Origin of the sequence: Cryobacterium sp. PH31-O1 (genome assembly GCF_030063455.1) — a bacterium.
Taxonomy (GTDB): Bacteria; Actinomycetota; Actinomycetes; order Actinomycetales; family Microbacteriaceae; genus Cryobacterium.
The window spans coordinates 198,967-221,697 of sequence record NZ_JASITB010000006.1 but is presented as its reverse complement, the minus strand read 5'-3'; the positions used below and the strand labels follow the sequence as shown (position 1 = coordinate 221,697).

The 22,731-nt window shown below is 63.3% G+C and carries 20 protein-coding genes; 9 read left to right on the top strand and 11 right to left on the bottom strand.

What is annotated here, in order from left to right; translation table 11 throughout:
• Positions 1 to 34 precede the first annotated feature (34 nt).
• Positions 35 to 1,897 carry a sigma-54-dependent Fis family transcriptional regulator gene (locus QMK31_RS13685; protein ID WP_283501495.1) on the bottom strand — a complete coding sequence of 621 codons (1,863 nt, stop codon included), beginning with the start codon at positions 1,895 to 1,897 and terminating at the stop codon, positions 35 to 37.
• A gap of 167 nt (positions 1,898 to 2,064) precedes the next feature.
• Between QMK31_RS13685 and QMK31_RS13680 the strand changes: the two genes are divergently transcribed.
• The 5 genes from QMK31_RS13680 (at position 2,065) to QMK31_RS13660 (ending at position 9,839) form a co-directional block, all read left to right on the top strand.
• Positions 2,065 to 3,921 carry a hydantoinase/oxoprolinase family protein gene (locus QMK31_RS13680; RefSeq protein WP_283501494.1) on the top strand — a complete coding sequence of 619 codons (1,857 nt, stop codon included), beginning with the start codon at positions 2,065 to 2,067 and terminating at the stop codon, positions 3,919 to 3,921.
• A gap of 48 nt (positions 3,922 to 3,969) precedes the next feature.
• A complete protein-coding gene (locus tag QMK31_RS13675; protein WP_283501493.1) occupies positions 3,970 to 4,425 on the top strand; it encodes an acetone carboxylase subunit gamma in 456 nt (151 codons plus the stop codon).
• Between the two features lie 2 nt (positions 4,426 to 4,427).
• Positions 4,428 to 6,554 (top strand): hydantoinase/oxoprolinase family protein, encoded by a 2,127-nt coding sequence (locus tag QMK31_RS13670; RefSeq protein ID WP_283501492.1) that lies wholly within the window; start codon positions 4,428 to 4,430, stop codon positions 6,552 to 6,554.
• A 52-nt stretch (positions 6,555 to 6,606) separates the two neighbouring features.
• The gene (locus tag QMK31_RS13665; protein WP_283501491.1) at positions 6,607 to 8,943 is read left to right on the top strand and encodes a hydantoinase B/oxoprolinase family protein; all 2,337 of its coding nucleotides are present in this window, start codon (positions 6,607 to 6,609) and stop codon (positions 8,941 to 8,943) included.
• Positions 8,944 to 9,035: 92 nt separating this feature from the next.
• On the top strand, positions 9,036 to 9,839 hold the full coding sequence (locus tag QMK31_RS13660) for a hypothetical protein (RefSeq protein ID WP_283501490.1): 804 nt from the start codon (positions 9,036 to 9,038) through the stop codon (positions 9,837 to 9,839).
• Between the two features lie 31 nt (positions 9,840 to 9,870).
• Here the strand turns inward: QMK31_RS13660 and QMK31_RS13655 are convergent, their stop codons facing one another.
• The 7 genes from QMK31_RS13655 to fadE16 all read right to left on the bottom strand — a co-directional run bounded on the left by QMK31_RS13655 (position 9,871) and on the right by fadE16 (position 15,172).
• On the bottom strand, positions 9,871 to 10,590 hold the full coding sequence (locus QMK31_RS13655; protein ID WP_283501489.1) for a DUF2461 domain-containing protein: 720 nt from the start codon (positions 10,588 to 10,590) through the stop codon (positions 9,871 to 9,873).
• A gap of 9 nt (positions 10,591 to 10,599) precedes the next feature.
• Complete coding sequence (locus QMK31_RS13650) at positions 10,600 to 11,169, bottom strand: HhH-GPD-type base excision DNA repair protein (protein ID WP_283501488.1); 570 nt, start codon at positions 11,167 to 11,169, stop codon at positions 10,600 to 10,602.
• A gap of 84 nt (positions 11,170 to 11,253) precedes the next feature.
• A complete protein-coding gene (locus QMK31_RS13645; RefSeq protein ID WP_283501487.1) occupies positions 11,254 to 11,640 on the bottom strand; it encodes an Rv1678 family membrane protein in 387 nt (128 codons plus the stop codon).
• The gene (locus tag QMK31_RS13640) at positions 11,637 to 12,254 is read right to left on the bottom strand and encodes a DoxX family protein (protein WP_283501486.1); all 618 of its coding nucleotides are present in this window, start codon (positions 12,252 to 12,254) and stop codon (positions 11,637 to 11,639) included. Before QMK31_RS13640 ends, QMK31_RS13645 begins: the two co-directional genes overlap by 4 nt.
• Positions 12,209 to 13,207, bottom strand: a complete 999-nt coding sequence (locus QMK31_RS13635) for an Rv1681 family radical SAM protein (protein WP_283501485.1) — start codon at positions 13,205 to 13,207, stop codon at positions 12,209 to 12,211. The genes QMK31_RS13640 and QMK31_RS13635 overlap by 46 nt, the downstream gene beginning before the upstream one ends.
• Positions 13,201 to 14,025 (bottom strand): Rv1680 family SBP-like protein, encoded by an 825-nt coding sequence (locus QMK31_RS13630; RefSeq protein WP_283501484.1) that lies wholly within the window; start codon positions 14,023 to 14,025, stop codon positions 13,201 to 13,203. Before QMK31_RS13630 ends, QMK31_RS13635 begins: the two co-directional genes overlap by 7 nt.
• A gap of 7 nt (positions 14,026 to 14,032) precedes the next feature.
• Positions 14,033 to 15,172, bottom strand: a complete 1,140-nt coding sequence (fadE16, locus tag QMK31_RS13625; protein ID WP_283501483.1) for an Rv1679 family acyl-CoA dehydrogenase — start codon at positions 15,170 to 15,172, stop codon at positions 14,033 to 14,035.
• A gap of 204 nt (positions 15,173 to 15,376) precedes the next feature.
• Between fadE16 and QMK31_RS13620 the strand changes: the two genes are divergently transcribed.
• Positions 15,377 to 16,471, top strand: a complete 1,095-nt coding sequence (locus QMK31_RS13620; protein WP_283501482.1) for an S-(hydroxymethyl)mycothiol dehydrogenase — start codon at positions 15,377 to 15,379, stop codon at positions 16,469 to 16,471.
• On the top strand, positions 16,471 to 17,100 hold the full coding sequence (locus QMK31_RS13615; RefSeq protein WP_283501481.1) for an MBL fold metallo-hydrolase: 630 nt from the start codon (positions 16,471 to 16,473) through the stop codon (positions 17,098 to 17,100). Before QMK31_RS13620 ends, QMK31_RS13615 begins: the two co-directional genes overlap by 1 nt.
• Positions 17,101 to 17,151: 51 nt before the next feature.
• Here the strand turns inward: QMK31_RS13615 and QMK31_RS13610 are convergent, their stop codons facing one another.
• Both QMK31_RS13610 and ychF read right to left on the bottom strand, forming a co-directional pair.
• A complete protein-coding gene (locus QMK31_RS13610) occupies positions 17,152 to 18,135 on the bottom strand; it encodes a Ppx/GppA phosphatase family protein (protein WP_283501480.1) in 984 nt (327 codons plus the stop codon).
• A 33-nt stretch (positions 18,136 to 18,168) separates the two neighbouring features.
• The gene (gene ychF, locus QMK31_RS13605) at positions 18,169 to 19,242 is read right to left on the bottom strand and encodes a redox-regulated ATPase YchF (protein WP_283501479.1); all 1,074 of its coding nucleotides are present in this window, start codon (positions 19,240 to 19,242) and stop codon (positions 18,169 to 18,171) included.
• A 61-nt stretch (positions 19,243 to 19,303) separates the two neighbouring features.
• Here ychF and QMK31_RS13600 point away from each other — a divergent pair, with 61 nt between their 5' ends.
• Together QMK31_RS13600 and QMK31_RS13595 are read left to right on the top strand one after the other, a co-directional pair.
• On the top strand, positions 19,304 to 19,933 hold the full coding sequence (locus QMK31_RS13600; protein WP_283501478.1) for a 3'-5' exonuclease: 630 nt from the start codon (positions 19,304 to 19,306) through the stop codon (positions 19,931 to 19,933).
• Between the two features lie 75 nt (positions 19,934 to 20,008).
• Complete coding sequence (locus QMK31_RS13595; protein WP_283501477.1) at positions 20,009 to 21,451, top strand: DNA recombination protein RmuC; 1,443 nt, start codon at positions 20,009 to 20,011, stop codon at positions 21,449 to 21,451.
• 144 nt (positions 21,452 to 21,595) lie between these two features.
• Here QMK31_RS13595 and glpX read toward each other — a convergent pair whose 3' ends face one another.
• Positions 21,596 to 22,528 (bottom strand): class II fructose-bisphosphatase, encoded by a 933-nt coding sequence (gene glpX, locus QMK31_RS13590; RefSeq protein WP_092108627.1) that lies wholly within the window; start codon positions 22,526 to 22,528, stop codon positions 21,596 to 21,598.
• Positions 22,529 to 22,731: the final 203 nt, after the last annotated feature.

The following is a 22,731-nucleotide window of genomic DNA, read 5'->3' as shown; positions in this document are numbered from 1 at the left end:
CAAGATCGTGATCAGCGGATGCCGTCGGCTGAGGCTACGAGTCGGTGACCGTTATGCCGAACGTTTTGAGCTTGCGGTAGAGCGATGACCGCGCAATTCCCAGGGACTCGGCCGCGCGCATCCGATTGCCGTCTGACTTATGAAGCGCACCGACAATGAGATCTCGTTCTCCGGCTTCGAGCGCCGATAACAGTCGCGGCGCCCCGCCGTGGCAGTACGCCGGCAGGTCTTCCGCTTGGACGGCACCGACCGGCCGGGTGAGCAGCGCGATATCGATGGCTTCTTCGAGCTGGCGAATGTTGCCCGGCCAGGGGTAACGAGAGATCACCCGCATAGCTCCGGCGCTCACCGTGGCAGGGCGCAATCCGGCCCGTCGCGCGAGTACCTTGGCGACGATGTCAGCCAGGTCATCGAGGCGATGCCGCAGCGGAGCTACCGTGACCGAGGTCTGACAATGCTGCAGTACGGCGGTGTACGGAGCAGAAACGGCGAGGTCGGCGTGAAGATCGGGTTGAGACACCGTGAGGGCGACCGCGTCGTTTCGGTTGCCGATGTTTTCTTCACGCGCGCTGAGAAAGGCGTCGAGTTCGGCAAGCGCTGTTGCCTCAAGACGGTCAATGTTTCGAAAAATGTAGAGAGTGGGCTGAGCTTCTGCTTGGGGCCGGTCATCGTCAAGAGTCCGCTGCAGCCCGTGCTCGTTGAGTTCTTTTGTGCCGTAGATAACGCTACGGCCGGTGGGTATCACGTGGCTATAAAGTTCAGCCACGAGCGATACTTTGCCACCACCGGCCTCCCCCAGAACGAGTAGTACCTCGCCCGCAGCCAGTGCTTCCAAGACGCTGCCGGCCGCTCGCTTGCCGAGGAGTGAGGCCACATCACTGAGAATCTCCCCGGCCGGGGCCGTCCCGGCAATGGTCGATGCAACGCGGCGAGGCTCGTCGCGGCGTTCCAGATCGCGGCCCGCGGGGCGCATCGGTACCGGCTCCGATTTGATCTCGACGACCACGACAATGCCGGCGACATCCGCGCCCACCACAACGCGCTTGCCTCGCATGTGTACGACTTTGCCCGAGGAGAGCTCGATCTGGTCGACCGGCTGCCCGGGGGAGATCATCAGGTATCGTGCGTGCTGGTGGATGGTCCACTGTTCGTCGGGCGCGAACAGGCTCTGCGCGACCGCGTTCCCCATCACCACGGTGCCGCCGATCGCCATGACGGCGCCCCGCGTGTGGGCATCCACCCGAACGTAGGCCTCGAACAAAGCCTGCTGCCGCTGGCTGCGATCGACGAGAAGGTTGCGTTCAATCTCGTGCGCGGCAGACCGCACGAGGGACTGCATGAGTGGGCTGGCATGTTCGCTGAGGCAGCTGATGTCCAGCACCCCTTCGACGCGACCGGTGAGCGGGTCACGAATAGGGCTGCCTGCGCAAGCGAATGGCTGCAGGTGTTCCGTAAAGTGCTCCGGGCCAACGATATAGAGCGGCTGCCCCGATTCGAGCACCGTGCCGATCCCGTTGGTTCCTACGCTCGCCTCGGCATAGTTATACCCCGGCGCCAGGGACACTTCGTCGAGCAGTGTGCCAATTGTTTTGTCCGTTTCTAAGCGGCTGAGAATTCTCGCTTTGTAGTCGGTGAGCACAATCGACAGTGGCATCTCGGCCATGTCATCGCTCAATCGGGTAATGACCGGTTCTGAGCAGCGCATCAGCCGACCGGTCAGGTCCAGGTCGCTCTGAAACACTGCCTGCGACGTTTCGGCATTGACTCCAGCTGTAAAAGATCGTTGCCACGATGCCGCTACGGGCCCAGGCACGGCCAGGGATTCCGCGTGGCCGGAGCGCAGAAAGTTGGCCCGAGCAGCGGCAATTTTCATTCGACGCTCAGCGATCCTGTGCATATCTACTCCCTTGTGGACTCTGCAAGCATGCACTCTGCGACCCGCCGAGCGCTAGCCGGGCGGTGTCCCAATGTGGGACACGCCACCATGTCCCGGCCGGGTCACTGTTGATGTTGTTGCTTCTTCGGGAGCATCGGTCACTCACCACAAACCGCAAAGGAGCGCTCATGGAACGATTGATCAACATCGACAATGGTGGAACCCTCACCGATATTGTCGTCGCCAGCGGCACCGATTTCACGTTCACCAAGACCCTCACCACCCCGGTCGATCTCTCGCAGTGTCTTTTTGACGCGATGACAAAGGCATCGGCGCAGATCTATGGTGAGGCTAACCTGGCCGATCTGCTGCACTCGACCCAGCACATCCGCTACTCATCGACCCAGGGCACCAACGCACTGGTGCAGCGCAAGGGCCCGCTGATCGGGCTGATCACCGATGATCCTGCCCTGCCAGAGGCGCTCGGCACATCGGAGGAGACGGCGGCACTGTTCACGGACCTGATCGGTGGCCGCATCGGCATTATCACGGCCGACGGCACCCCGGAGGAACTCTCCCAGCAGCTCGTCGCCGAGATCAACCGGCTGACCACCGCCGGGGCTGAACGTCTCGTCGTCGCCGGCCTGAGTTCGGAACGCGAGCACCTGTTCAAGCGCACCATGCTCAAAAATTTTCCCCGGCACCTGCTCGGCTCCGTGCCGATCCTGTTCTCCCGCGAGTTCGCCGCCGACACGTCGCGGCCGCGACAGGTCTGGTCTGGCATTCTCAACTCTTTCCTGCACCCCACGGTCGAGCGTTTTCTGTACAGCGCCGAACACCGACTGCGCGCCTACAAGGTGAAGAACCCGCTGCTCATCTACCGCAACGACGGTGCGTCCTCCCGCGTCGCCAAGTCCGTCGCACTCAAGACGTACTCTTCGGGACCGCGCGGCGGACTCGAGGGCACAAGGGCTCTCGCCGAGGCCTACGGACTCGACAACGTGCTCATGATCGATGTCGGCGGAACCACAACGGATGTCGGCGCGGTCTCCAACAAGGCCATCGCCGTCGCCCGGCGCGGATCGATCCAGGGCGTCGACATCTCCTATGAAATGAGTGACGTGCGTTCTACCGGAGTGGGCGGCAGCTCGATCATCGCCGTACATAACGGCGAGATCACCGTCGGGCCGGACAGCGTCGGCGCCGCGCCAGGACCGGCCTGTTTCGGTTTCGGCGGCACCTCGGCGACCATCACCGACGTCAACCTGCTGCTCGGAATTCTCGACCCCGCCACCTACCTGAACGGGGAGATGGCCCTAGATGCCGAGCGTTCTCGCGCGGTCATCACCAAGACCGTCGCCGACCCGCTCGGCATCAGTGTCGACGAGGCGCTGATTCGCATGGAGGCCAGCTATTCCAGCCACCTGGCGCGCTCCTTCGCCGACCTCGTGAGCCCGACCGGCGAGACCACGGTCGCGGCGTTCGGCGGCGGCGGACCGATGAATGCCTGCAGCGCCGCGCGTATTGCCGGCGTGAAACGGGTGCTCGTACCGCGCCTCGCCGCGGTGTTCTCGGCTTACGGCATCAGCTTCTCGGACATCGCCCAATCGTATGAAACCAGCGTCACCGGTTTCTCGCCCGCCGAAATCACGGCAGTGCGTACCGCCATGCAAGCGGATGCCGGCAAGGACATGTTCCAGGAAGGGCACGACCTGAGCGAGTGCGAACTCGAGTGGTCGACCCTGGTTGAAAACGGCGAAGAGATCCTCGCCCTCAAGGCCACCTACCGGCTGCCGCACCCGACCATTGCGAACGGTGCGCCGGCAGCGGCGAGCGCCGCCGTGGCTGCCGGAACTCGGCAGGTGCGCGGGGCTACCACGCAGGTCGACAGCGTGGCCGTCTATCAGCTCGACGACCAGAAGCCCGGTGCCACGGCAGCCGGCCCGGCCATCGTCGAGGGTCCCTTCTTCACCGCGCGGGTGCCGCTCGGCTGGACTCTCCTGGTCTCGACCGCCGGCGATCTGCAGCTCACCGACACGCACTGACCTCCGAACCCTCGACCCACTTTGTTTCCCAAGGAAGGTACAAACAAAATGCGCGTTCCCATGACCGAATACCTGCTCATCGACCTCGACACCGAGCGGTGGATCTGCCGCGTCTGCGCCCACGACTTCGGCGACGCCCGCGGCAACTACAAGGAAGGCACCCTGGTCTACGACCGGGACCCACGGGAGATCCACCCGCCGGTGATCGACCCGGAGAAGTACGAGTTCACGTTCTCCCCCGACCCGCGCTTCTGTCGAATCTTGGAGTTCTACTGCCCCACCTGCGGCACGCAGATTGAAGCGGAATACCTGCCGCCGGGGCATCCGCCGACCGTCGACATGCTCTGGGACATCGATTCCCTGCGCGAGAAGTGGGAAGCCCACGGCGGCAACCCCGAGGAGGTCGTCAACTACGGCCCCGGCGAGAACGCCGAGACCGACCTCAGCGCCCGGTTTGATTCCGCGTCCGCACATTCCCACTCCCACCGCACCGAAGGGCACTGACCGTGAAACGAATTTCCGTAGACATCGGCGGCACGTTCAGTGACTGCTTCTTCGTCTGGAACGACGTCTATATCGAGTCCAAGGCACTCACCACCCACCACAACCTCGCCCTCGGTTTCAACGAGGCCCTTGACCGGGCCTGCGAGCGGGCCGGCATCAGCCGGGAAAAAGCGCTCAAAGAGGTCGACTCGGTGCGCTACGCGACCACGCTCGGCACCAACGCCCTGATCGAGGGTAAGGGTCCTCGGGTCGCAGCGATCGTGACGCACGGCTTCGAAGACACCATTCCGCTCTCGCGTGGCCGAGGCTATGGCGAAGGTCTTGACGGGGTCAAGCAGGGCGACATGCCGGATGCCCAACGGCCCGACCCGCTCGTGCCGCGCCGGCTCATCCGCTCGGTCAAGGAACGCATCGACTCGGTCGGTGAGGTTCTTGTGCCGCTCATGTATGACGATGTGCGCACCCAGGTGCGCGAACTCGTCGACAACGGCGCTGAAGCCATTGTCATTGCCTTGACCAATGCCACCGAGAACTCGGTGCACGAAGACCGCATCCTCGAGATTATTCTCGACGAGTACCCCACGCATGAGCTCGGGTCGATTCCGGTGTTGCTCAGCAGCCAGGTCTCTGGCCGCAAGGGCGAATACGTGCGGGCCATGGCCACCATTGTTGACGCCTTTCTGCACCAGACCATGTTCCACGCCCTCAACCAGCTCTCCAATAACCTGCGTGATTCCGGTTACGAGAAGCCGATGCTCGTTATCCACAACTCGGGCGGCATGGCCCAGCCCAATTCGACGGATGCCCTGCAAACGATTCACTCCGGACCGATCGCCGGAGTGGGCGCGGCCCAGCACCTGTCGGAATCGACCGGGCTCGGCGACGTCGTGTCGATGGATATGGGCGGTACCTCGTTTGATATCGGACTGGTACCGGAGGGTGGAGTGCGTCACTACGACTTTCAGCCCACCATTGGTCGTTGGATGGTCTCCGCGCCGATGATCCACCTCAACACCCTCGGTGCGGGCGGCGGCTCGATCGCCGCCTACAATCGCATTCACCACGCCGTCCAGATTGGGCCGGAATCGGCGGGCAGCGATCCGGGCCCGGCCTGCTACGACCGTGGCGGGCTGCGCCCGACCGTGACCGATGCCGACCTCGTGCTCGGCTACCTTGATCCCGATAACTACGCCAACGGGCACATCAAGCTCAATAGGAAGCGCTCGATCTACGTCATCGACGAGACTCTCAGCGATGAGCTCGACCTTGACGCGGTGGAGGTCGCCAAGGTGATCAAGAAAACCGTCGACGAGCAGATGGCGATCGGCATCGAAAAGGAGCTGCGCTCGCGCGGCGGCCTGATCGAGGACTACACGATGCTCGCCTACGGCGGCAACGGCCCCCTGCACGCTTGCGGAATCGCGGCGAGCGCCGGCATCAGCCGAATCCTGTTTCCACCGTTCGCCTCGGTGTTCTCGGCGCTCGGCGCCGGCAACATGCGACCGCTGCACATTCACGAACGCAGCGCTTACGTCGTGCTCTACGAAGCGATCAAGCGCAGCCTGTACAGCGAATATGCGGCTTTGAACGGGTACATCGAGGAGCTCGAGGCCAAGGGTGCCGAAGACCTCGTGCGCCAGGGGTACGACCGCGCCGACGTACGCTACCGCCTCGAAATGGACATGCGCTACGGAAACCAGCTCGTCACCACCGCTGTCGCCTTCGACATCAACCGGGTCAACGGGGTCGCTGATGTGCTGCACCTGATCAAAACGTTCTCCGAAATCTTCGGCGAGCGCTATGGGGAGGGCACCCAGGCACCGGAGGCGGGCATCCGGGTGCAGACCATTCGTGTGGCGTCCTTTATCGAGGGTGAGGTCATCCAGTTCGAGTCGATCAAGATCGGCGGTGAAAAGACCAAGCCGGCTCCGGTCTCGCACCGGTCGGTGCACTTCACGAGCATCGCCGGCGCGGTGGATACCCCCGTCTACGACGCCGAGGCACTCAAACACGAGTACGTCATTCACGGGCCGGCGATCGTAACGACCGAGAACACCACCTACCTGGTAGAACCTGGCTGGCGTCTGGAACCGACCGTGCAGGGTGCCGTATGGCTACTCAGCGACTGACCGCTTCTCTCATCCCCGCAACACCTCGCATAAGCAAAGGAGTTTGAGCACCATGACACTGACAACTGACGAGTTCGTGCCCACCAGCGGAAACGACGACGACGCATCGCAGCTACTGACCGACCAGGAACAGCAGTGGGTCGACAAATTCATGGACGAGACGACCCTTTTTCTCGGACCGGACCCGGCCATCATGCGCCACCACGAAATCATGCCGCGTACCGCCTATGAGGAGCAGTGCATCGCCCAGGGCATCGACCCGATAGAGGTCGACCGCATCCGTAAGCGCCTGGCCGGGGCCTTAGATGAAGCGTTTGAGATGTGCGAGAGCATGGGCGCCGCTCCCGGCGCCAAATGGGCTGACCTCTCCTGCGCCGTGTACACCGCCGAGGGCGACGTCACCTATCTCTCCAACCGCGGCGTCATCGCCTTCTCCGCGGTGCTGCACCACCCCATCCGCTACATCATGAAGAACTGGAAGGACGAGCCCACCGTCGGCATCAACGAGGGTGACGGATTCTTCCACAACGACTCCCGCTTTGGCATGGTGCACAACACCGACCAGTCCATGCTGGTGCCGGTCATTCGCGGCGGCGTGATCATCGCCTGGGTGGGCGCCACCATTCACGAAGGAGAGAATGGCGCCTGCGAGCCGGGAGGCATGCCCTCGGGATCTGAAACACCGTTCGATGACGGCCTGCGCGCCTCACCGATCAAGATCGTGGAAAAGGGTCACCTGCGCCGCGACCTCCTCACCTTTCTGCAACACTCCACCCGCGACCCGAAGCTCATGCTCGCTGACATCAAGGTGAAGATGGGCGCCGTGCGCCGCATCATGGACACCGTCGACCGGCTGATCGACGAGGTCGGCCAGGAGACGTTCGTCGCCTCCCTGCGCGTCACGGTGGAAGACGTTGAAACCGAGGTACGGCGTCGTATCGGCGAACTGCCCGACGGCACAGTCACCTTCAATCAGTTCGTTGATTCGACGCTGAAAGAAAACATTCTGATCAAGTTCGCCTGCAAGATCACCATCAAGGGCGAACGCATGATTGTGGACCTCACCGGCACCGGCCCTGAAATTCTCAATCGGGCCATCAACTCACCGCTCGCCTCAACCAAGGCGTTCATGGTGCAGGCCATCCTGTCGTACTGGTGGCCCGACCTGCCGCGCTCCACCGGCGCGATGAGCCCGATTGAAGTCATCACCGAAGAGCACAGCTGGGCGGATGCCGGATACGACGCACCCGTAGGCCAGTCGCTGCAGGCTTCCTTCCGCGGCTTCTCGGCCTTGCAAAGCGCTTTCGCCAAAATGCAGTTCTCCGCACCGCAGAAATACTCCAACGTCGTCGCGCCCTGGTTCAACCAGATCAACGATTTTCTCTGGGGCGGCACCACCCAGAACGGCGAGCAGGTGGGCAACCTCTGCGCCGATCTGAACGGCATGGGCGGCGGAGCGAAGGCCTTTCGTGACGGTGAAGACGCTGTCGCCCCGCTGTTCTGCGCGATGGCCGACATCGGCGAGCAGGAAGTCATGGAAGAAGAAGTTCCCTTCTTGCAACTCGTCAGTAAGCGTCTGGTGCGCGACAACCAGGGGTTCGGCAAGTTTCGCGGCGGGATGGGATACGAAATGATGGTCGCCTCCCGCGGCACACCCAGCTGGGGGTTCATGACCGTCACGAGCGGATCCAAGTTCTCCTCCGTGCCCGGCATGTTCGGCGGCTACGGTTGCCCGGTCTATCCCCTCGCAATGGTAAAAAATGTCAACATCTACGACATCATCAAAAAGGATCCGACCCAGTTCAATCTCTCGATGGAACGGGTGATGAACGAGCAGCCGTTTGAGGGCGGCGACTACCAGTCCTCGCATATGGGCTTGCAGTTCGACGTGGCAAAGGAGGGCGAGCTCTACATGATCGCCCAGGGCGCCGGCGGCGGTTACGGCGACGTGCTGGAACGCGACCCGGAACTCGTGGTGACCGACCTGGAGCTTGACCGTATCAGCGCCCACACCGCGTCGAGCATGTACGGCGTGGTCTGGGAACCGGGCACCTACGTTGTGCACGAAGACCAGACCACCGAGCTGCGGGCACAGATGCGACGCGATCGCATTTCACGCGGCACTCCCTACCGTGAGTTCGTGCAGAAGTTCGTGCAGGAAGAGCCGCCGGCCGAGCTGCACTACTTCGGTTCCTGGGGCCAGGACAATGATGAGAACCTGATCGCCACCCACTGGGGTGGCGCCGAACCGGAACGGGTCACGGGCAGGCTCGCCGAGCTGCCGCTGATTATGGTTCCCGACCGCCGCGTACTCAAGATCAACAAGCTTGAGGCCCGGGTGCGGGAGCTGGAACAGAAATACGGCGAAGTCGTCGAGCACAAGTCCTGATTTTCACCTGCTGACCCTTGGCTGTGGGGCCGTCTCCTTAGGGTCCCGCAGCCAAGGGTCGAACGTCGTTTGAATGATTGATGGGAGATACCGTGACACTTTCACTGGATGAGCTTCTGGCTGAGCCAACGTCTGGTCGGAGTCGGGCCGTGCTACTGGACAGCCATGACTATGCGCAATCCGTTTTCTTGCAGGGCAAGCCCGTGCCATGGCAGGAGCCGATGGCCTATGCAAATTTTTTCGGCCAGGTTCAGGGCGTACTGAAATCTGACTTTGCACTGCTCAGCCTCGATCGTTTTTATGCCCAGTGCCTGAACAACGACGCCAGGCTGCAAGCGGCTATGGGAGCCAAGTCACGAACCGGTTTTGCGCTCCGCACTCTGCTGAACGACGCGGAAACAACCGCGTTTGTCATTGAACTTGCGACCACGTTCAGCCAGACCCAGCGGGTGCCCGTTGTGCTGCAGATTCCGTCGCCGATGCAGTGGCTGGCGCGGACGCATGCGTTTTCGGGATCAGCGGATGTCTCGGGGCTCGACGCCGATAGTGCCGAAAATGCGTCCATGTATGTGGCTGACTGGCTGCGCGGTTTCGCTGCCCTGCCCCTGGTTGCCGTGCTGCTCGATGACCGCGGGCCGATCGTGAGTGCCGGTTCGGTACCCCTGTCGACGTATTCACCGATTGCCAACGTGACCGACCATTATCGGTGGGCTTTGGGCCAGCGCACCGGCGATGGGGTCGAACTGCACGGCAGTGCCCGAACGGGCGCGGTAATCAAGCCTCAGTTCTGGTCGGCCGACACCGCGGTTCTTCCGGACGGCGATTTTCTGCTCGGCGAGGTGCCGCGGGAGGCCGTTCCCGAGCGGGTACTAAGCCGAATCACCGCCCTGGTGTAGCTGGCGCCGCCATCCGGTGTGGTGGTGACGCTTAGGCGGAGCGGCGTCGGCCCGTTGCCGCCTCCTGCTCAAGTGGGGTGGCAAAGGCAAGCGGCACATTGAGAAAATTCACGACCGGCATGAATGCGCGAAACCGTTCAATGACCAGGTCGGTGAAGTTCTCCTCAAGGGCGGCGTCGCCGGGCAGGTGGGCCATCAGCGCCCAGCTGCGATTGAGCAGTAAATCTGCTGCCGGATGATCGACCGGAAAATCGCGCGGCGGGCGGATGAGTTTGTTGCCACCAAATGGTTCGGCCATCGCGAGCAGAGCGGGCGCTTTCAACAGCGTTCGCAATTCACCGTGATGATCGAGCACGTAGTCACGAATAGCCCGCAGCTGCACAGGCTGCGGAGAGTAGGCACCACCGGCCACCAAAACCCCGTGCACGCCCACCTGGAGGAAAAAGGCGGCTCCACCGGTCTTCTCTAAGCCTTGGCGAGGCCAAAACGCGCTCAACTGCGTTTTGTAGGGAGTTTTGTCTTTGGAGAATCGCACGTCCCGATAGATGCGCAGCATGGCCTTGCTCGGCGGGCGAATATAGTCACTCGCAAAACCAGCCATGGTGTCGTTGAGCGACTCGATGGCCGTCAGCATCCGTTGTTTCAGTTCCCGCTCATAGATCGGTTTGTGTTCTTGAAACCATTCGCGTTCGTTGCGGTGCTCGAGCTCGTCGAGAAAGTCAAATGTCTGCGCGCTGAAATGGGGATTCACCACGCGAGACTACGCCTTCGCTGCGGCCTTGGCCGCCCGCTTGGTCTCCCGAACGCGACGAAGCGACTCGGGATCGACAATGTCAGCCACCGACCGAAATGCTCCTTCCTCCCCATAGGGAGCGGATGCTTCGCGCCAGCCGGGCGCATCCACTTCCAAGCGCTTGCCGAGCAGGGCGAGGAAAATTTTCGACTTCTGCTCACCGAACCCGGGCAGGGCCTTGAGCCGGCGCAGTATCTCGGGCCCGGTGGGGGTGTCGGCAGTCCAGATGGATGCCGTATCGCCGTTCCAGTTGTTTACGATCACCTCGGCAACCTCCTGCACCCGCTTGGCCATCGAGCCGGGGTACCGGTGCACCGCTGGTGTCACGCGAAAGACCTCGACAAAGGCATCGGCGTCGTAGGTCGCGATGGTGGCCGGGTCCAGGGCACCGATGCGCTCCTGAATTTTGGCCGGGCCGCTGAAGGCCACTTCCATGGCAATCTGCTGGTCAAGCAGCATCCCGACGAGCAGGGCAAATGGGTTCTCGCTAAGAATTTTATCCGCGTCGGCATTGTCTGTGAGGTGCAGTGTCGTCATGCGCCCATTGTGCCACCGGGAGCCTTACCGCGCCGTCCAAGCGCGAACTTGTACCTGCAACAAAATTGCCCGATCCGGCGGCACTCATGGCAGTGCTGGCAGCGGCCGCGAGGTGAGCCAGATCGCGACGAACGCGGTGCCGAGCGCGACCATCAGCGCGGCGGCGTTGACCGAACCGGAGATGATTCCGATTGTTTGCCCGTAGGTGGCGAGCCGCACCAGACCGGCGACAATCAAGATCGAGCCGGCGACGAGAATAAACGCTGGAAGCCGAAGCGCGCAGCCCAGCGCGGCCACCGCTGCCAGACCGACCAGCAACAACCCTTGCACGAGGTTCACCGCAACAAAATGCAGCGGCGTGTAGTCCACCAGGGCGAACAATGCACTGAGCGCCGTGAACCCGGCGACGAGTAGTCCGCGGGCGCGCCAGCTTAGGGTGCGGCGAGCCCGTGCCGGCGCTGTGCCGGTCATGAGAGCGCCATCGCGATCCGGGCCGACCGGCCCGAGTGGAGTGACCACCGTGGTCGAAGCAGCCCATCGACCCCCGCGACGCGCCCGGCGGCGGTAGCGAAGAGCACGAATTGCGCGGCGAACATCAGGTAGTAGCTCCACTGCCACTCCGCCGGGGTATTCAGCACCGAGAGCGTGATCGCAATCGTCTGCAGAATGCCTATGATTGCCCAGAACCGCGTCAGGAGTCCAACCAGCAGGAACGCACCGAGGCAGAACTCGACGATGAGTACCCCCCAGCCGAAGAGAGCGAAATTCGGGAATATGACGTTCGTCACCAGCCAGCTGAACGGCTCCAGAACCGGATTTTTGACCGCGTCAGCGGTGTACTGGTAGAGGCCATTTCCCGAAGCCTGCCCGAAGTCTGGCGGGCGTTTCCAATTCACGTTTTGCAGCCACATCAGCCCGACCGCGATCCGCACTGCCGCCAGCACCACGCGGGTGGGCCGACCGGCCGCGATCGCATTGACGTCCAACTCGTTGACCCTCATTGGGGTCTTGCTTCCGATCATCGCATTCACATTCCCTTTCAGGCGCAGGCGAACATGGCTGACGCGGCCGTCATCGACGACCACTGCTTGGCAAAAAGGTCGCTGACCAGGTCGAGGGAGGGAGCCAGCGGGAGAATCTGCCGGCTGACGAGGGCGTCCGCGTCAAGTGCGGCAACCGGATGCCAGTAGATGCCCTCCGCTGTCACCGTTACCTCGGGGATCAGCGACTCCCGGGAGAACGTCACCCCTTCATCGGCGACGCCCTGGAGGGCGATCGGACGGATGACCTGGTCGGCCCGCGGAATCCCGAGTCCGTCGAACAGGGCGTGCAGCTCGTCCAGGGCCGGATCGTCGTGGGCCGAGATGGTCGCCGCGACACGAACGGTGAAGCCCTCGTCGAGTGCCACCCGGATTCCGGCAAGTGCCCGCTTCCAACTCCCGGCACCGCGGTGCGAGTCGTGCACCTCAGCGGTCGACGAGTCCACACTGATTTGGAGCGCGAAACCCTCGCGGGGCATCGCCCGCAGCTTGCGCAGTCCTAAGCCACGAAACAGCATTCCATTGGTCAACAGCGTTGTCGGCAGCTGCCCTACGCAGGCCCGAACGATCGCGTCGATGTCAGGAAGGAGAAATGGTTCACCGCCGGTGAGATACAACTCCCGCACCCCCCACGCTGCCGCTTCAACGACCAGGGTCTCAATTGTCTCAATCCCGAGCAAGCGAGGATCGGTTTTCGGTGAAGAGGCGACACAACAGTAATCGCAGGCCAGGTTGCAGTGAAAGTTGGTGTACAACCAAAGCCTGGCTCCGGGCATCCGGTCGGCGGGAATCATCGTAGCCGGGTCGCGCGGACGCCCGCGGCCAACGGTGACGTGGCCGGCATCCTGCTCGACCATCATCGTGCTGACCACGGTGTTGCCCGTCTTCGCACACCATCGGCGCACCAATTCCAGTTCGCTGGCCGACGCCACCGCAAACTGGGCGGTGTCCCCCTCTGCGAGCTGTTCCACGATGCGCATGAGCGCCATGACTACCATCGGGAATCGACGCCCTGCTGCGCGATCGCTTCGAACAGGCCGGTATAACCGTCCAGATGTGGCTCGACCCACCGGGTGAGCCCCTCCAGTTCAAGGATGCGTCGATGCGCGGGCACCTCCCAGTCCATTGCGAGCAGTTTCGCCACCCACGGAGCACTCACTGACTCGGGAAGGGTGTCGAGGGCGGTGAACATACAGTGCGAGTATTTCTCCGTTTGCCAGACCTGTTCCAGCGTGCCCGGCATCAGGTCACCTCGGCCGATGTTCTCCCAGACCGTGATGCCGATAGCGGCAACGTCGGCATCCCCCGCAAGAACCGCATCGATCGCGTCGAGCTCGCTGCGCCCGGTGTCGCCGTGCTTACCGATATCGCTGTCGAAGCGCTTGAGCTGCATATGTTCTACATCTATCCCGGCCGCCCGGAGATAGTGCAGGGGCAGGATCGCGGCGTGCGCCGAGTCCGCCGACCCGAGTGCCAGCCGCCGGGACCCGATGTCACCGGGGCCAGACCAGCCGCTTCCCGCCGCCGCCACGAACACCGTCGAGAATGCGGCGTCAGTGTCCCGCATCGCGAGCGCCCGCACATGGCCGTCGGTCTGCAGTACAGAGCGAGCATAGGCAAGGTTGGTATTCCAGGCAATATCGATCATTCCGGCCCGGAGGGCATCCACGAGGCGACCGTAATTAGAGAACAGTACGAAGTCCATGGCCGTATCGGGCGTGTCAAAGTAGTCGCGGATGCCCTCCCAGATGGGAACGACGTTGGGCGTGTAGGCGACCGCTCCGACGAGAAGAGGGGCTCCGCTGAGCTGAGACATCCGGCGCTCAGAACAGCGGAAGGCCGGTGAGGGCCTTACCGTAGAAGTCGTAGAGCACGTCGGCTGTTGGGGCCATGACCGATCCGGCGCGGGCATCCCGAAAGGCCCGCTCGATGGGAAGATGCTTCGAGAACGCCGCCCCACCGCAGACCCGCATCGCCGTTTCGGTAATTGTCAGCGCGGCGTCGTTGGTCGAGGCTTTCACGCCAAGAACGAACAGACCGGTATCGTCGGCGGGGCTCGCGACCCGTGACGCCGCCATCGCCAGGTAGGCGTTCTGGGCGGCAAGGGCGATGCTCATTTTCGCCACCTGAGCGCGGATGGTCGGCAATGACGACAGCGCCTGATCTAAATGCTCCAATCGGGCACCCGTCACGTGCGTCGTCGCTGCGTCCACCGCCGCCCGCGACAGCCCAAGCGACACGGCTGAGTTACCCAGGTTGAACCACGGCAGCACGGTGGCCATCATCGTGCCGAACCCGCTGCCCGCCTGACCGATGCGATAGCCGGATGGAATCGTTACCGATACCGACATTGGGCTCGAGGCGTTGCCGCGCAACCCCAGCCCACTCCACGGGCCGGCGATCTCCAGACCGGGTGTGTCCGCAGGGATCGCGTAAAGGTCGACGGTTTCCGGATCGACCGCGCTCTTGGACGACATCACGAAGACGTCGGCGTGACCGGCCGAGGTCACCCAACTCTTATAGGCGGTGAATTGCAGGTCGTCGCCGTCGGCGACGGATTCGGACACTGGAGCCCAGAAGTGCGAACGCGAACCCTTTTCGCTGAAAGCCAAGGTACCCAGCACCTCACCCGACGCCATTCGGCGCAGTAGGCCCGGCAGCGCGGCCGGAGGGGCGGAGGCCACTGTTACCGCCGCCGCGACGTGCATGAGGTAGATCATGGCAGTCGATCCGCAGGCCGCAGCGATGGCGCCGACTACTTCGATGAATTCGACTGGACCGGCACCCATGCCCCCAGATTCCTCGCTGATCACCAGCCCGAGTAGCCCACTCCCTCGCAACGCCTCGACGGCATCCACCGGGTAGTCACCGTCAGTATCGACCTGTTCGGCGTGAGCTGCAGCCACTGCCGCAACCTCCGCAACGGCCTCGTCGATCCTCGTCTGCGAAATGGTCATGGTCATGCGGTCTCCTAGCATCGTTGCAGAAGTATCTCGCCACCGCAGCCGCAGTACCGATGCGGCCAAGTATCCCCTAGAGCGGTGGCAATTCAAAGGGCTCGCTGTGCCCGCGGTTCACGGCGTCCAACTCCGACCCGGCCTCGACAGAATGCTTCGGTAGGCTTGAACTTACGATTTTCACTGCCCCGGCCAGTTACGAGGAGTTTTATGCCCATCACCGTTCAAGGCGCGATCGCCCGTTCGAAGGGGGCTCCCGTTGAGCTCACGAGTATTGTCATTCCCGACCCCGGCCCGGGCGAGGTTGTCGTCGACATCGAGACCTGCGGCGTGTGCCACACCGACTTTCACTACAAAGAGGGCGGCATCAACGACGACTTCCCCTTTTTGCTCGGGCATGAGGCCGCCGGCCGGGTAAGCGTCATCGGTGAGGGCGTCACCCATGTCGCCGTCGGTGACTTTGTCGTGCTCAACTGGCGGGCCGTCTGCGGCGACTGCCGGGCCTGCAAACGCGCCGAGCCTTGGTATTGCTTCAACACCTTTAACGCCACCCAGAAGATGACCCTCACCGACGGCACCGAGCTCAGCCCGGCCCTCGGAATCGGTGCCTTCGCCGAAAAAACCCTCGTGCATGAGAAACAGTGCACCAGGGTCAACCAGGATGCCGACCCGGCGGCGGTCGGACTGCTCGGCTGCGGCATTATGGCCGGCATCGGAGCGGCAATGAACACGGGCAACGTGAGCCATGGCGACTCGGTTGCCGTGATCGGCTGCGGCGGCGTCGGAAACGCGGCCGTCGTCGGATCGAGGCTCGCCGGGGCATCCGTCATCATCGCCATTGATCGCGACGCAAAGAAGCTGCAAAAAGCCCAAGAGCTCGGTGCCACGCACCGGATCGACTCCTCCGGACTCGACGAGGATGGCGTGGTAGCGGCCGTGCAAGCACTCACCGGCGGCTTTGGCGCCGACGTCGTCATCGACGCGGTGGGCCGCCCCGAAACCTGGCGCCAGGCGTTCTACGCCCGCGATCTCGCCGGAACTGTCGTTCTCGTTGGGGTGCCAACGCCCGACATGATGCTCGAGATCCCGCTACTCGATGTGTTCGGCCGCGGCGGCTCACTGAAATCCTCCTGGTACGGCGATTGCCTGCCCGAGCGTGACTTTCCCATGCTCACCGACCTCTATCTGCAAGGGAGATTACCGTTGGCTGATTTTGTGAGCGAACGTATCGGTATCGACGATATCGAGGCCGCCTTCGCCAAGATGGCCTCCGGCGACGTGCTGCGCTCCGTGGTGGTGTTGTAATGACCGCGCGCATTGAGCACCTGGTCACCGAGGGTACTTTCAGCCTCGACGGCGGCACTTGGGCGTTGGAGAACAATGTGTGGATCGTCGGCGACGAGACCGAATGCGTGGTCATCGATGCCGCTCACAACGCGGATGCCATTCTCGCGGCCGTCGGCGACCGTCGGCTACTCGCCGTTGTGAGCACTCACGGCCACAACGACCACATCGGTGCTGCCGGCGCGGTAGCCTCTGCCCGGGATGCTCCCGTCTGGTTGCACCCCGACGACCGGATGCTGTGGGACGTCATCTACCCGGAGCTCGCTCCCACCGCCAATCTCGCCGACGGGCAGCGCATCGAGGTGGCCGGCATCGAGTTGCAGGTCATTCACACTCCCGGTCATTCGCCCGGTTCGGTATGTCTCTACGCGCCAGCATTGGGCACCCTGTTCAGCGGCGACACGCTCTTTCACGGCGGCCCGGGTGCGACCGGTCGCTCATACAGTGATTTCCCCACGATCATCGAATCGATCACCACCAAGCTGCTGACGCTGCCCGCCGAGACCGTCGTCAAAACCGGTCACGGCGAGTCGACGTCGATCGGTGCCGAGGCGCCCGATTTGGCCGACTGGATCGCCCGCGGGCACTAACCGAAACGGATGCCTGCGGCGCGCCTGCACGACCGTTCGGCCGGGTACTCGTCAGCCCATACTGGCGTGATTCGACGCGAGTGACAGGGCAGCGCCATCGAGGATGTCGTGCTCACTGGTGGCGACGAACGCAAGCGGTGTCGCGGTAGCGGCCCTGACAGCCGCGATGCGCTCCAGAATAGTCGCCCAGATTACCGCTCCAGCAGCAATCACATCGACCCGGCCGGGGTGCATGTACGGCAGTGCTGCGCGTTCGGCGCGCGGCATGTGGCTGAGCGCATCGCAGGAGGCAAGCACCTCGGAAAGCGAAACTCGAGCGCCGTTGATGGCCACGGGGTCATAGGACGTGAGGCCCAGGGCGTGCGCCGTGATCGTGGTGATGGTGCCGGCCACGCCGATCACCTCGGTAGCCTGCGCCAGGTTCACGGTGCCGGTGGCCAGGTCCAGCGCAGAGTTGACGTCGCGTCGGATGCCGGCCAGCTCTGCCTCGAGCGGCGGATCGCTCAGCATGTTCCGTTCGGTCAGGCGCACGCATCCGATATCCATGGAATAGGCAGCGTCGGGAGTGCTACCGCCCAGCACTAATTCGGTGGATCCGCCACCGAGGTCGATAACAAGGTGCTGGGCCGCGCTGGCCGCTGCGTCAGCGCTCTGTCGGCTAACGGCGGTCAACGCGCCGCGAAACGACAGTGCCGCTTCTTCGGTGCCGGGAATAACCTCCGCTGGTACGCCCAGAATTTTGTAGACCGCATCGGTGAATTCAGCGCGGTTGGCGGCATCCCGCGTCGCCGACGTCGCCACAAAACGGATGCGCTCGACCTCGTGTTCGCGACACAGCTGCGCATACCGACGGGTTGCGGCGAGCGTGCGCTCAAGCGCTGCCTCGCTGAATCGACCGGTGCGGTCGACGCCCTCGCCCAACCGCACCAACTCCAGCGTTCGCACCACATCGTGCAGGCCACCCTGCCCGTCGAGATCGGCGATCAACAGTCGGATCGAGTTCGTTCCGCAATCAATGGCGGCAACACGGGTCATTGCGGCTCCTTAGTCGCGGATCGTTTCGCACGGCTAAACGTTGAAGCGAAACTCCACGACGTCGCCGTCTTGCATGACGTACTCTTTGCCCTCGATGCGGGCCTTGCCCTTGGACCGGGCCTCGGCGATCGAGCCGGCGGCCATGAGGTCTTCGAAGGAGAAGATCTCGGCCTTGATGAAACCCTTTTGAAAGTCGGTGTGAATGACTCCGGCGGCCTGCGGCGCGGTCCACCCCTTGTGGATGGTCCAGGCGCGGCACTCTTTGGGGCCCGCGGTGAGGTAGGTCTGCAGACCGAGCGTGTCAAAGCCGATGCGGGCGAGTTGGTCGAGGCCGCTTTCGGCCTGACCGGTGGAGGCGAGCATCTCGGCGGCGTCTTCCGCGTCGAGTTCGCTCAGTTCACTCTCCAGCTTGGCGTCGAGGAACACGGCGTTCGCCGGGGCGACGAGCGCCGCGAGGGTGTCGAGCTTGGCCTGGTCCTGCAGCACGGCCTCGTCAACGTTAAAAACGTAGATAAAGGGCTTGGCGGTGAGCAAACCGAGTTCGCTGATCGGCTCGATGTCTATGCTCGACGACGACAGCGGCTTGCCACCGTCGAGAAAGGCCTGTGCTTTGAGCGCGGTCTCCAACACGATCGGGGCGAGCTTTCGCCCCTTGGTCTCCTTTTCGAAGCGCAGCACGGCCTTCTCGAGGGTCTGCAGGTCGGCGAGGATCAGCTCGGTGTTGATGGTCTCCATGTCGCCGGCCGGGTTGACCTTGCCGTCGACGTGCACAACGTCGGGGTCGGCGAATCCGCGAATGACCTGGGCGATGGCATCCGCTTCGCGAATGTTTGCTAGAAACTTGTTGCCGAGCCCCTCCCCCTCGCTGGCGCCGCGCACGATTCCGGCAATGTCAACGAACGACACCGGAGCCGGCAGTAGCGCCTTGCTGCCGTAAATGGTTGCCAGATCGGCCAGGCGCGAATCGGGAAGGTTCACGATTCCAACGTTGGGCTCGATCGTGGCGAACGGGTAGTTCGCGGCGAGCACGTTGTTCTTGGTCAGGGCGTTGAAGAGGGTGGACTTTCCCACATTGGGGAGTCCGACGATTGCAATTGTAAGAGCCACGAGAGCCTATTCTACCGGCCACGCCACGGCGGGCCGCGTCGGCGGGCCATGTCGGCGGCCCGTGAGACCATTAGGCGTGCTGAACTTCACCGCGATCGACTTCGAAACCGCCAACTCCTCGGGCGCCTCGGCGTGCTCGGTCGGGATGGTAAAGGTGAGTGACGGCGTGATCGTCGATTCGGCCTACTGGCTCATCCAGCCACCGCCCGGCCACGATTCCTTCTCAAAATGGAACACCCAAATTCACGGCATCACCGCAGCGGATGTCGTGGGTGCGGCCACCTGGGTCCAGCAGCTTCCCCGGCTGATCGCCTTCGTTGGTGACGACTATCTGGTCGCCCACAATGCCAGTTTCGACCTCGGCGTGATCAAGACGGCGTCGCTCGCGACGGGCCAGCCAGTGCCCGATTTTCGGTACGTCTGCAGCCTGCAGGTGGCCCGCCGCACCTACCACCTGGAGTCGTATCGCCTGCCAGTCGCAGCGATGGCGGCCGGCTTCGAGGACTTCTCGCACCACAACGCGCTCGCTGATGCCGAGGCCTGCGCGGCCATCATGATTCACGCGGCCGCGCGTCACGAGGTCGACACGCTCGAGCAGCTCGCCCACGTGACCCGGGTCAAGGTCGGCGTGATCGGACCGGTTGCCACCCAGGAGCACGCGTCGACACACGGGCCGATGGCGCTCAACTAGAACCATCTCAAGCACCATTTAAGCTGGTCCGAGTGTCATTCCGGCAATGTCGGTTGGCACTGGCAGACTTAATGCATGGATCCACTGCTGAGTTTGATTATCGGTCTGATCATCGGTGCCGCTGTAGGTGCCCTGTTGGCCATGGTGCTGCTGCAACGCCGCCGCACTGACCTCCCCGCCGAGGGAGCCCTCGCCCCGGCCGTGGTCGAGGCACGTCACCAGGTCGCTCTCGCCGAGGCGCGGGCGAGCGAAGCAACCGTGCGAGCGGCCCTGCAGAGTGAGCTGTCCGCCGCCCTGGCCACAGTGGATGGCCTCACCACCCAGATCGACCACGACCGCGCCACGACGCGTGAAACCATTGAACGGCAGCGCTCCGACCAGCAGCTTCAGTCCGAGAGGGAGAAGCGGGAACACCTCGTGCTCGAAGCCCTCAGCCCGGTGCGGGAGACTCTGCGTACCATGCAGGAAAAGGTCACCGAGCTGGAGACACAGCGCAGCGAACAGTACGGTTCGTTGTCTGAGCAGCTTAAGCAGGCGCAGATTTCTGATCAGCAACTTCGGGTGACCACCGAGTCGCTCGCGAGCGCGCTGCGCTCCAACAGCACGCGCGGCGTCTGGGGTGAGACCCAGTTGCGGCGTGTGGTCGAAGCGGCCGGCCTCGCCCAGTACGTCGACTTCAACACCCAGACCAACATCACAACAGATGCCGGCCTCGGCCGACCCGACATGGTCGTGCGACTGCCCGGCAACAAGTCGATCGCGATCGATGCCAAGGTGCCGCTCGAGCACTACATCGAAGCGAGCACCATTCCCTATACCGCCACCGGCGAGGAGGGTGCGCGCCGCAAGCTACTGATTGACAAGCACGTGAAAGCCGTGCGCGCCCACATTGATGCGCTCGCCAAGAAGACGTACTGGGAAGGTTTCGATGCGAGTCCGGAGTTCGTGATCGCGTTCATTCCGAGCGAGTCGCTGCTGTCGGCGGCGCTTGAAGCCGACCCGTCTATTCTTGACTACTCGTTCAGCAAGCGGGTGGCGCTGGCGTCGCCGGTGAACCTGTGGGCGGTGCTCAAGACGGTGGCCTTCACCTGGCAGCAGCAGGCGGTCACCGACGAGGCGCAGAAGCTGTTCGACCTCGGCAACGCCCTGTACCAGCGACTCGGTGCGCTCAGCGGCCATGCCGAATCGCTGCGTAAGGCGCTCGAACGCACGGTAGACAGTTACAACAAGTTCGCCAACTCGCTGGAGTCCCGGGTGCTCGTGACCGCCCGGCAGTTTCCCGGGATCGACCAGACCAAGATCGGGCTGCTCACCGAACCGGCCATTATTCACGATTCCCCGCGCAAACTGACCGCGCCCGAGCTGGAAACGCCCCCGATCGAAACGCCAGCATCCGTCTCCGACGAGCTGGACCTGCCCGTTGAACTGGACGGCGCTGAATTGAATGACGCTAAGCACAGTTTGATCAACCGGCGTCTCGCTGAAGTCGACGAATCGGATTCCGAGGTACACGTTTAAGTCGGCGCCAGGGGCGGTGAATTAGGGGCGGTGAATTAGGGGCGGTGAATTAGGGGCGGTAAACCGAAAACTGCACGCCTCGAGTCTGACCAAACAGACCCGAGCGTGCAGTTTTGGTTTGAAGCTACGAGAAGATCGAAGCGCCTACAGCCACTTCTCGGCGAGGTGTTCCGCGATGACTCGACGGGCCGTGCCCGAACGCGAGCGCAGCACGATGCTTTCGGTGCGGATCATCGGGCCCTTGCGACGCACACCGTCGACGAGTCCGCCATCGGTGACGCCGGTCGCCACGAAGAACGTGTTGTCACCGCTGACCATGTCGTCGATTTCGAGCAGCTTGTCGATGTCGAGGCCGGCCGCGACGCCACGGGCACGCTCCGCGTCGTCCTTCGGGGCAAGGCGTCCCTGCATGTAGCCGCCGAGCGCCTTAAGTGCGCAGGCCGTGGTGATACCTTCCGGGCTTCCACCGATGCCGACGCACATGTCGATGCGGGTCTCGTAACGGGCAGCGTTGATTCCGCCGGCCACGTCACCGTCGAGCATGAGGCGGGTTCCGGCGCCGGCGCTGCGAATGGCGTCGATCAGGCCGGCATGGCGGGGGCGGTCAAGAACGGCGATGGTCATTTCACCGATCGGCTTCTTCATAGCCTGAGCCAGGTCGCGAATGTTGTCGGCAATCGACTGGTCGAGGCTGACGACGCCGCGCCCGGCCGCACCGGTGACGATCTTGTCCATGTAGAAGATCGACGAGGCGTCGAGCATGGTGCCGCGGTCAGAGACTGCGATGACCGAGACGGCGTTCTGGCGACCGGCAGCCGTGAGGCTGGTTCCGTCTATGGGGTCGACGGCGATGTCGCAGGCCGGGCCGCGGCCGTTGCCGACGTGCTCGCCGTTGAAAAGCATGGGGGCTTCGTCTTTTTCGCCCTCACCGATGACGATGAGGCCGTCGAAATTGACGGTGCCGAGGAAGGCGCGCATGGCGTCGACGGCGGCTTTGTCTGCGGCGTTCTTGTCGCCGCGGCCGATGAAGGGCACGGCGCGGATGGCTGCGGCCTCGGTGGCACGCACGAGCTCCATGGCAAGGTTACGGTCGGGGTGTTGAAACAGAGTGGCGGTCTCGGTGCTGTTCAAAAGGTCCTCCCGGACGTCAGTTCGACTTCGAATACGACGGATGCGCGGCGGGTCGCGCGGATTGTCCGCCCGAGTCACCTTATCGCGACCGACCGCACCGAGACGGGCGTGGCTAGACTCGGGTGACACCCCCCGCACACTCTCGAGGA